Consider the following 8934-nt stretch of genomic DNA (forward strand, 5'->3'; position numbering starts at 1 on the left):
GGTACTTTCATTTTACACTGGGATACCATGGGTGTTTTTTATTTTTTAGGTGTTGCACTTAATATTACAATTCAAGAATATGAAATATTTTTAGGTAGTTAAGCACCGGAAAAAAAGCAGTTGAAAATAGGAAATTATATACCGGAATTTTAAACGCTGATTTGATACGATTCTTTATGTCAAAATAAAAAGAGATGATGATAAAGGATGGAGAGAAGAAAGGATGAATAAATCAACAGCATTTTTACTGATAGTATCTATTATCGCGATTTCCTTTGCGGCGATATTTGTGAAATGGTCGGAGGCGCCGGCGACTATTCTCAGTATGTACCGCATGTATATTGCCAGTTTATTTTTGCTGCCGTTTGTCTGGATAAAGAGGCATGAGTTCAAAAACATTAAAAAACAGGAATGGATACTTTTCGTCTTTTCAGGTGTTTTTCTTGGTATGCATTTTGCGCTTTGGTTTGGCTCATTAAAGCTGACGACGGTGGCAAGCTCCACTATTATTCTGGCTCTGCAGCCAGTAGTAGCTCTTGTTGGGGGCTTTTTGATTTATAAAGAACGAATCAGTGTCCCGCAGCTGATCACGATCAGCCTGTCGATTTTTGGGGTAGTGATTATTGGTCTGGGTGACCTTGGGCGCAGCAGCAGCTCTGCATTACTCGGTAACCTGCTTTCCTTTTTAAGCGTGATAGCGGTGGTTGTTTATTTATTAATCGGCCAACGTGTCGTAAAGCGGGTATCGCACTGGCTGTACAGCTTTATTGTGTTTTTTGTAGCAGGGATATCTCTGCATATTTTTAATACAGCTTCGGGCGTGCCGGTGCGGGGATACGGGGCTGAAGAATGGCAGATATTTATGCTGCTTGCGATTCTCCCGACGATTGCCCATGTTATTTACAATCACCTGTTGAATTTTATTAACACGTCCACCATTTCCATGACGATTCTGGGAGAGCCGGTTGGGGCTACCATTCTGGCTTTTTTCATTCTCGGGGAAGAGGTTGTCATTCTCCAGATCATCGGCGGGATCATCGTGCTTTCTGGTGTCGGATTGTTTTTAATTCAGCAGCAAAAAGCATATCAGCTGTAGAAATGAAGAGAAAATTTAACGAACAGAAAGAATAGAAAATAGTATAATCGAAGTGAAAGATTCTATATTTTAATAACAGTCATCTCTGAACCATAACTGCATGGCAAATAGCGGAGGACTGAAAATGAACAATAAAGAATTGGTGCAGAAATTCAACAAACAGGCTCTTAAGCATGAAAAGCATAGAAAAAATGAAGCAGATAATAAATGGAGAAGAAAGATATGAGGTTCTGTAAAGGGAAAAACACTTGAAATCGCGGTTGGGGCAGGGATGAATTATGCTTTTCTGCCTTCGGACTCTGATTATACCGGTGTTGATTTTAGTCCGGATATGCTCGAAGCAGCAGCGGCCGGGGCAAAAGAATACAAAATAAATGCTGATTTTATTTTATCTGAAATAGAGCATTTATCATTTCCGGAAAATACATTTGATACAATTCTTTCTACAGGAACGTTATGCTGCTATAAAGACCCAGTCCTGGTATTGAATCTTTTAAACACATGGTGCAGGCAGGAGGGTCAGATTCTGCTGCTTGAGCATGGGTTAATGAATAATAAAGGCCTGCGGAGGCTGCAGCATTACCTGAATCCTTTACTTTTAAAATTATACGGTTGTCATCATGACCGGGATATTTTAAAAATAGTCGAGGCTTCAAAGCTGCAAATTGTAAAACATGAACAGGTTCAACTGGGAAATCTTTATCTGCTTTGGACTAAGCCGGGCAGACAGTATGAGAATGAGAGACTAATTGATTTAAAATCAGTTTATTTCCCGTACGAATTTACACATTCAATGATTAATAAAGTTCATAAACGGAAATAAAGAGGGAGAAGCAACTACATTTTTGCTGCTTCAAATTATATTCCACGCCAGTGTTTAAACAGGAGGATTATTATAATGGCTGATCAGCCGGAAAGTTTAGAAGAGCAGTTTGACGGGCAGGCCGAAGCGCTTTTAATGCCTATAGCAAAGTATTACTTTGAACTAAAGAGAGAGGATAAAAGCGTTCATTGGGAAATATCTATTGTAGAAAAGGACAAAGAAGAAAATGTTTTTATTGGATGGGCCGAACAATTAACCAACCGGGCAAATTATATTGAAGTAGACCCGCTGTTAGCGAAGGACGGAGAAGACGCTACCAACCAGGTCATTCAAAAGATTAAAGAGCATTTGTAGTACAAACAAATTTAACTCATTGTTGAAACCCTCTTTGTGTGAAGAGGGTTTTTTATCATTCTTAATAAGAAGCTTCTAATTTAATTATATAGAATTATAATAGCGAGTGGGAGCCTGTAAAGTATGTGAACTCAAGAATAAGGAAATACATAGGAATAAAGTAGGTGTGGTGTTAAAATAATAGTAATTAAATTTTAGTGTTTTATATCTCATAGAGAATTGATAAGAATATATAATTTGAGGATCTTTATACTACAGGGGGGAATATTATGTACGAAAGAGAGATTAAACACGAAGGATTACATAAATATCGATTGATCCGGGGAACAGACCCAAATGTCGTGGATCAAAAAGCACAAGCACAACTGAATCAATGGCGGGAAATGTGGGATAAAAAAGTAGCTAAAGAGTTAGAGCAAAAGAAAAAAATAAACAAGCGGAGAAAATAGAAGAAAAGAAAGCTTTAGCAACGCAACAAACTGAAGAAGCACAGGAGATTCTTCAAAATGTCGAAAATACTTTGCTTTTTACTCTTTCGCGGCATGACGCTATTGATTGGGAAGGATTAAAAGATCATTCTACATATTCCATACTGCCTCCAAAAAAGCCGGCCCAAAAACCAATTCCAAAAAAACCCCAAGAGACAGATCATAAATATGAACCTTTATTAAATATTTTTGAACAATGGTTTAGGTCCTTAAGAGAGAAAAAGGAAGATGAGATGACCAAGAAGTTTCACAGTGATATTGACGCGTGGAGAAAAGAAAAGGAAAAAATAAACCAGGAAAATAAAGAAATAGAGCTTATATATGAAAAAAAGCTGAATCAATGGGAGAAAGATAAAAAAATCTTCGAGGATCAACGTGAAGAAATTAATAAAGCTGTATCGAAGCAAAAAGAAAATTATATGAATAAACAACCGACAGCTATTGTAGATTATTGCGATATGGTGTTAGCAAATTCTCAATACCCAGATGCATTTCCGCAAGAGTTTGATGTGGAATATAATCCAGAGTCTAAAGTGTTGGTAGTTGATTATTCGCTTCCTTCTCCTGAAGACATGCCCAAACTGAAAGAAATGAAATACGTTCAATCCAGAGACGAATTTAAACCAGTGCATGTATCAGCTGCAGTTGAAAAAAAGTTATATGATCAGTTGCTGTACAAAATTACCCTTCGTTCGTTGCATGAATTATATGAAGCAGATGTGGTTGACGCATTAGATGCTATTATTTTTAATGGATGGGTGCGTTCCGTAGATAGGGCCACAGGTCTGGAAGTGAACGCTTCTATTTTATCTGTACAGGCTAATAAAGAAGAATTCTTAACTATCAATTTGGCTCAAGTAGATCCAAAAATGTGTTTTAAAAATTTAAAGGGTATCGGCAGCAGTCAACTACATAGCCTCGCTCCAGTGGCACCTATTATGAAAATAGATCGGAATGATCCAAGGTTTGTTTCTTCTTATGATGTAGCTGATGGAATAGAGGAACACGAAAATATTGCCAGCATGGATTGGCAGGATTTTGAAAATTTGATTAGAGAAATTTTTGAGAAAGAATTTAATCAAAGCGGTGGAGAGGTTAATATTACGCAGGCAAGTAGAGACGGTGGAGTGGACGCGATCGCTTTTGATCCCGACCCAATTAGAGGAGGAAGGATGGTTATTCAGGCCAAACGATATACGAATGCTGTAGATGTATCAGCGGTTCGGGATTTGTATGGGACAGTTCTGAATGAAGGGGCTATTAAAGGTATTTTAGTGTCTACAGCCGACTACGGACCGGATGCTTATAACTTTGCGAAGGATAAACCACTTACACTTCTTAATGGAAGCAATCTTTTGCATATGCTGGAAAAACACGGGTATAAAGCGAAAATTGATCTAATAGCAGCAAAGAAAGAAATGAAAGAAATGGAAAAAAGAGAATAGTTATAAAATAGATATAAGAGGCAGAGGTGGTTAAGATCACTACTGTCTCTTTTATCTTGATTAAATAAGAAATAGCTATCTGTTTTTATCTACATAAATTTCTATTAAATGTGATTAGAAATAAAAATTTATCGATTATCAATAAATTTAATGATAAAATAAAAGCATCAACAAGGAGGTGCTTTTTATGAAACGGGGCTCCACGATCTTTTTAAAGATAGCTGTGATTTGTATTGGGCTGCCGATACTCGCATTATGTTTATTTGGCCTGCCGGCAATAGCCAGAGAGGCTTCGGGAAGTGAGACGGGGTTTGCTTACGTTATGTACAGGATTCTAGCTGTCATGTATGCAGCGGCTATTCCTTTCTTTGCCGCCCTGTATCAGGCATTTAAACTATTGAATTACATTGACAAAAACAAAGCGTTCTCAGAGTTGGCTCTTAAAGCTTTAAAAGTGATTAAGTACTGTGCAGTTATTATCAGCGGTCTGTATGCAGCAGGAATGCCGCTGTTTTACATCTTCGCTGAATTAGATGACGCCCCGGGGCTTATCCTTATTGGAGCAGGCTTTGTATTTGCTCCTGCAGCAGTGGCCGTATTTGCTGCGGTTCTTCAAAAATTATTTCAGCATGCGATAGATATAAAATCTGAAAATGATTTAACGGTCTGAGGTGAAAGCTAGTGGCAGTGATCATCAACATTGATGTAATGCTTGCGAAAAGAAAAATGAGCGTAACCGAACTTTCGGAAAAGGTCGGCATTACGATGGCAAACCTTTCAATACTTAAAAATGGCAAAGCAAAAGCGATACGGTTCTCTACACTCGAAGCAATATGCAAAGCGCTGGAGTGCCAGCCTGGAGATATTTTGGAATATCGGGATGATGAGGAGTCCAAAAATTAATTTTAAATATAAGAACGACTGCAAATTCCATCGCAGTCGTTTTTTATGTTATATAGTTTTTCTGCAGGGCTCCTTTTATTTAATAAATGGAGTCTTAGATTAGATATAACTTTTGGTTATGTCTATATCAGGAACAGACATTATGCGTGTTACGAATATACAATTACACTGTTTATAGATCGAATCCGTTTCGCAGCATTTCCAGATAGGACCGGTCCGTAGCAAAAAGATACATGTCGCGGTAAAGAGGCGCATCCTGCAACGGGATAAAGACCACTCCCCTGTAATCAACCTTCTGGACGATCATAGAAGGAAGGTAGGAAATGCCGTACCCCTGCGCAACAAATCCCACAATAGCATTATAGGGCACTTCAACAATGGAAGGGGCCTGAACCTTATAGTCTTCCATCAACCGGGTTATTCGCTGGTACAGCGGGGTGAATGGGGTAAGTATTTGCGAATATTGAAAGCATTGTGTCATAGAAAGACGGTCAAACTGAGCCAGCGGGTGGGTGGCAGGGACTGCTGCAAAAAACTCGTCATGAAATAAAAAAACAGACGATAGGCCCTGGTAAGAAGCCTGGTCCTGAACTATAGCCGCGTCGATTTTTCCTGCACTAAGTAGTGGCAGCAAATCAATCGTATCCTCTTTGATATATGTGAGCTGTATGCGAAAAGGCATGAACGTTTCCATATGCTGCGGAAAATAGTGGGAGGCCAGTAAAGGATCAGCTCCGAGATGGATGATTCTATTTTCCGTATGCTTTTTCATACGTGACTGCAGCTGGTTCACGAGAGGCTCAATATCTTCATACAGCTTTTCTCCCTTATGGGTTAACGTCATACCGTGAGATGAGCGGACGAAAAGGGTAAAGCCCAGCATATTTTCTAACTGTTTAATTTGTTTGCTTAAAGCCGGCTGGGAAATAAATAATTTTTTGGAAGCTCTGGAAATGTTTTTTTCCTGGGCGACAGTCAGGAAATAATCCAGCATGCGTATATTCATCTGTTCACCTCCATTCTAAGAGTAAAAGGAGTTTCTATGCTAAAATACTACACTTTACTGAGTTTTGCTATTGTTTTAGAAGTGATAGGCGCCGCTTATATGAAAGTGGCGAATGGTTTTGACAACCTGGAGGGCACTCTTATAGTTGCCTTTTGTTACACTATAGCACTCAGCTGCTACATTATTCTTACTAATAACTATGAGTTAGGAATTGTAAATGCCTTATGGGCGGGAGGAGGAACGGTGCTGATTGTTTTGATTGGTTCTGTTTTCTTTCAGGAAAGTATGTCTATGATAAAAGTCGGTGGGGTATTATGTGTAGTGGCAGGAATGATAGGACTTAACATTCCCGAACGGCAAAATGATGATAAAGGAGCTGCTTGATGATGGGCGCCTTATTGTTAACGATAAGCCTGGTATTTGCTGTTATCGCAAACCTGGCGGTGAAATTATCCATGGGATTTCAAAGAAAGCTGCCAAGTGCTAGTGCGTATTTGTTTTTTCTTGGCTGTATCTATTTTCTGACCTTAAGCATTCAATATATGGAGATCAGTATCGCGTACGCGATATGGTCGGGGGTAATGGTTGCTGCAACGGCAATACTAGGTGTTCTTTATTTTCAGGAGCCGCTCACGAGAAAAAAACTTGTATCCCTGACATTAATCTTAGCTGGCGTTTTGATGCTGCATCTCGAAAGTTAAATAAATCAAGAGCAGAGGTGTATTTCACCTTTGCTCTTAGTTGTATTCTGAAATTTAAAGATAATATTGATCAGCCTGCTGATAAGCCCGTCGTGGATTCTTTTTAATTTTTCTCGGCCCAAGAGCCATCGCAAACACTCCGACGCCTCCGTAGACAGCGAAGGCCCAGGAATAATTAAATGCTCCGATCAACGCACCAGCAAAGAAAGAACCAAGCACCTGGCCGAGTGCAAGGAGTAAAAAAGGAGTGCCGATCCCAAGAGAAGCATTGTTGATGAATACCCGTATCCCCCAGACCATTAAGACGCCGGTAATAAAAATGTAGGAGGAACCAAAGCATGCAGCTGACAGATAAACCAGTGCCCATTGTTTAGGAAACAGGGCAAGCAGTAAGGAGGAGGTACCGATAACCAGACTCGCCCATTTGTAAGCAAAGGGGAGACCCAGTTTTTCGATTAAAGCACCGGAAAAACCGCCCAACACCCCTGAAGCCCCGATAATAACCCAAAAAAGGGAGGTTTCACTGCTGCCGTACTGATTGGTGGAGGATAAAAAGTCGACAGAAAATGTCCAGAAAGCAGCAGTGGAAATTCCTAAAATGGTGGAACAGACGACTAAAGGAATTGCTCCTTCCACGTCCCGAAAAGAGAACCTCCCCCGCTCGAACATTACTTTCGGCTTTGGACCAAGGGAAGGAATCATTTTCGCATTCCATATAAATGCTATTAGAGCAATACCCGCATAGATCATATACGTCAGCCGCCATTCGGATGCGAGGAAGAGAGCTCCGGCCCCTGAAAGCGCAAGGCCCATACTCGTGCCGGAATTAATCCACGTGTTAGCTTTGCCCTGCTGCTTTTCCTTAAGCCAGAGAGAAATTGCAGCTCCGTATGGAGGCGAAACAAATCCTGTGCTGGCTCCGGCAAGCAAAACGCCACCTCCAAGAAACCAAACGTTTGGGCTTACACTCATCATCACCAGGCCGAGAAAAGCAGAAGCGCCGGCAGCGAGGACCATCCCCCGCGGGCCTTTTTCTGTGGTAAATACCGTGGCAGCGACAATGGCAAAGCAATAGGAAAAATAAAATAGTGACGAAATAAAACCGGAAGTAGAAGGGCTCATGCCCAGGTCTTCACTGATACCTGGCAGAAGCAGTCCATAACTGAACCGGGCCAGGCCGTAAGCGACAGCAATCATAATAATTCCCGGGGCGACTAGTGCAGAAAAGCGCAATTTCCATAAACCTCCTTTTAGATAGAACGACCTTTATAATAAAATGATAAAAAAATAAGGCTGCTAGGTAACTATTTTTTTTGCCATAGCTAGTGAATATTCGGTCGCCTGTTCAGCGCCTATGAGCGTTGTCATCGATGTTGTGCCTTCAAGCAGCAGGGTAAAATAATGGGCGAAATCATTGTGATTTTCTTCACCAAGACGAACCGCTGACTGCTGTAAATACTGCAGTAATTTTTCTTTATGTGAACGTGCAATACTTTCAATGCTGTTATCGGTGCCGGCGTAATCTTCAATGGCCCTCAGAAACATGTCCCCCTTATAGGATTCTTCCTTAAGCCAGGTTCCGTGTGCTTTGACGACAGTGATAAAGGGATGATCATTCTCGTCACGAACGAAGTTGTCCAGATAAGACCAATATCTTTCTTCCCGCTGCTTCAACACTTCTTCAACTAAATGCTCCTTGGACGAAAAATGATTATACAGTGTCATCGTTGCAACGTCCGCCTCCTGAATAATTTGCTTCAGACCGACGCCGCGAAAGCCGTGTTCATAAAAAAGTCTTTCCGATACTGTTAAAAGTGCCTTTTTTTTCGCAGAAATAGCCATTGAATACTCCTTTATTATGTAGAACGTTTATTATAATTTAGGATACCATCGGAAGCGTTAATCTGTCATTCTTTTTAATTGTTTACGGGGAAAATCGAAAGACATTCCCGTGAAATGATAAAATATAATTAAGGATTATTTTGAAATGCCTGAGAAATAACGAAAATTTTAATAGGTAAGGGATACTGTAGAAATAAAAGAGAGCGTAAAATATTTTGTGTAAACGAGCGAACACGAAAAAAGGAAGTCCTTTTCTAGTAGAATGAAGTTAGCCGA

Annotated in this window: 12 protein-coding genes; 9 read left to right on the forward strand and 3 right to left on the reverse strand. The window is 40.1% G+C overall.

Annotated features, from left to right (window positions below; all coding sequences use genetic code 11):
• Window positions 1–223 precede the first annotated feature (223 nt).
• The 7 genes from ACTTK7_RS16545 to ACTTK7_RS16575 all read left to right on the forward strand — a co-directional run bounded on the left by ACTTK7_RS16545 (window position 224) and on the right by ACTTK7_RS16575 (window position 5109).
• The gene (locus ACTTK7_RS16545; RefSeq protein ID WP_462869202.1) at window positions 224–1096 is read left to right on the forward strand and encodes a DMT family transporter; all 873 of its coding nucleotides are present in this window, start codon (window positions 224–226) and stop codon (window positions 1094–1096) included.
• A gap of 253 nt (window positions 1097–1349) precedes the next feature.
• Window positions 1350–1919, forward strand: coding sequence for a class I SAM-dependent methyltransferase (locus tag ACTTK7_RS16550; protein WP_462869212.1), 570 nt, complete (start codon window positions 1350–1352; stop codon window positions 1917–1919).
• A gap of 75 nt (window positions 1920–1994) precedes the next feature.
• Complete coding sequence (locus ACTTK7_RS16555; RefSeq protein ID WP_462869203.1) at window positions 1995–2273, forward strand: hypothetical protein; 279 nt, start codon at window positions 1995–1997, stop codon at window positions 2271–2273.
• A gap of 269 nt (window positions 2274–2542) precedes the next feature.
• Window positions 2543–2722: a hypothetical protein gene (locus ACTTK7_RS16560; RefSeq protein WP_462869204.1), complete on the forward strand. Its 180-nt coding sequence runs from the start codon at window positions 2543–2545 to the stop codon at window positions 2720–2722.
• 71 nt (window positions 2723–2793) lie between these two features.
• The gene (locus ACTTK7_RS16565) at window positions 2794–4206 is read left to right on the forward strand and encodes a restriction endonuclease (protein ID WP_462869205.1); all 1413 of its coding nucleotides are present in this window, start codon (window positions 2794–2796) and stop codon (window positions 4204–4206) included.
• 187 nt (window positions 4207–4393) lie between these two features.
• A complete protein-coding gene (locus ACTTK7_RS16570) occupies window positions 4394–4876 on the forward strand; it encodes a DUF2975 domain-containing protein (protein WP_462869206.1) in 483 nt (160 codons plus the stop codon).
• Between the two features lie 11 nt (window positions 4877–4887).
• Window positions 4888–5109: a helix-turn-helix domain-containing protein gene (locus ACTTK7_RS16575; RefSeq protein ID WP_462869207.1), complete on the forward strand. Its 222-nt coding sequence runs from the start codon at window positions 4888–4890 to the stop codon at window positions 5107–5109.
• A gap of 172 nt (window positions 5110–5281) precedes the next feature.
• Here ACTTK7_RS16575 and ACTTK7_RS16580 read toward each other — a convergent pair whose 3' ends face one another.
• Complete coding sequence (locus ACTTK7_RS16580) at window positions 5282–6115, reverse strand: LysR family transcriptional regulator (protein WP_462869208.1); 834 nt, start codon at window positions 6113–6115, stop codon at window positions 5282–5284.
• Between the two features lie 36 nt (window positions 6116–6151).
• Here ACTTK7_RS16580 and ACTTK7_RS16585 point away from each other — a divergent pair, with 36 nt between their 5' ends.
• Both ACTTK7_RS16585 and ACTTK7_RS16590 read left to right on the forward strand, forming a co-directional pair.
• A complete protein-coding gene (locus ACTTK7_RS16585) occupies window positions 6152–6499 on the forward strand; it encodes a DMT family transporter (RefSeq protein ID WP_462869209.1) in 348 nt (115 codons plus the stop codon).
• Complete coding sequence (locus ACTTK7_RS16590; RefSeq protein WP_462869210.1) at window positions 6499–6816, forward strand: DMT family transporter; 318 nt, start codon at window positions 6499–6501, stop codon at window positions 6814–6816. Before ACTTK7_RS16585 ends, ACTTK7_RS16590 begins: the two co-directional genes overlap by 1 nt.
• Window positions 6817–6870: 54 nt before the next feature.
• On the opposite strand, the gene ACTTK7_RS16595 is transcribed toward ACTTK7_RS16590, so the two are convergent.
• Together ACTTK7_RS16595 and ACTTK7_RS16600 are read right to left on the reverse strand one after the other, a co-directional pair.
• Entirely contained in the window at window positions 6871–8049 is a 1179-nt protein-coding gene (locus tag ACTTK7_RS16595; RefSeq protein WP_462869211.1) for an MFS transporter, read from the reverse strand.
• Window positions 8050–8112: 63 nt separating this feature from the next.
• Complete coding sequence (locus tag ACTTK7_RS16600; RefSeq protein WP_022793522.1) at window positions 8113–8658, reverse strand: TetR/AcrR family transcriptional regulator; 546 nt, start codon at window positions 8656–8658, stop codon at window positions 8113–8115.
• Window positions 8659–8934: the final 276 nt, after the last annotated feature.

The organism is Marinococcus tarijensis (genome assembly GCF_054971385.1).